At 36.7% G+C, this 1,078-nt stretch carries 1 protein-coding gene; it reads right to left on the reverse strand.

The annotated features are described in order from the left end of the window. Window positions 1-117: 117 nt before the first annotated feature. Window positions 118-1,078, reverse strand: a 961-nt coding sequence (locus ELQ92_RS16145) for a reverse transcriptase domain-containing protein (RefSeq protein WP_128500322.1), incomplete at its 5' end; no start/stop codon positions are given.

Here is a 1,078-nt window from a genome sequence, read left to right on the forward strand (position 1 = left end):
ATTTAACAAGATTTAACAAGATTTAACAAGATTTAACAAGATTGCCACCTGAGAATAACTCTAGATGGCAAGTGGACAAGGAAGCCTCCGGCTTATCGAGAGTCCAACCGTTATTATCTATGTATATCCCGCCCTTCTGAGGTATTTGTCGATGTTGTTTTTAAACATATTCACACTATTAGCACCCACACAATCAATAGATAATCTGTTCCATTCATTTATAGTCCTTTGTGAAAATGAATACTTTCTGATATCTAATCTACACTGGTCCTTTACTAATGTTACTTCATGTCCTCTAGTCCTTCGATCTTTCTTAATTGAAAAAAATATACTTCTGTCAATATTTTCGTAACCATTCAATATCTTGAAAACTTCAATCTGATCTCCTCTTAATCTCCTGGTCTCTAGTGTTGTCAATCCACACTCTTTTAGGCGTTCCATGTAACTACGGTCTCTCAGTCCTGTAATCATTTTAGTTGCTCTCCTCTGTACTCTTTCTAGCATATCTATGTCCTTCTTGTGATAAGGTCTCCACGCTTGTATACAGTATTCCAAATGAGGCCTAACTATTGCTTTATACAGTGGTATTATTAGTTCTTTTTCCTTATACGCTATATTTCTCCTAATTAACCCAAGCATTTGATTTCCCTTTGATGCTGCAATTCCGCACTGCTCTGAAACCTTCATATCGGCACTAATTATTACCCCTAAGTCCTTTTCTGTTGTGGTAGTGCTAAGAACAGTACCCCCCATTTTATAGTGTACATCTTTGTTCCCATGTCCAGTGTGGAGGCATTTACATTTACCAAAATTAAATAACATCTGCCATTTTTCAGACCATTTGATTAACTTGTCTAAATCGTCCTGTAAACGCTGTTTATCGCCATCATGTTTAACCTTTCTGAACACCTTTGTATCATCTGCAAATTTCAGCACCTTGCTTGTTATGTCATCATCCAAATCATTAATATATACTAGGAATAATAAAGGTCCCAATACTGATCCTTGTGGTACCCCACTCAAAACAGATTTCCAATTAGAAGCCTCCCCATCTACTACTACCCGTTGTCTTCTATCA

The sequence above is a fragment of the Labedella populi genome, assembly GCF_004078655.1.
Taxonomy (GTDB): domain Bacteria; phylum Actinomycetota; class Actinomycetes; order Actinomycetales; family Microbacteriaceae; genus Labedella; species Labedella populi.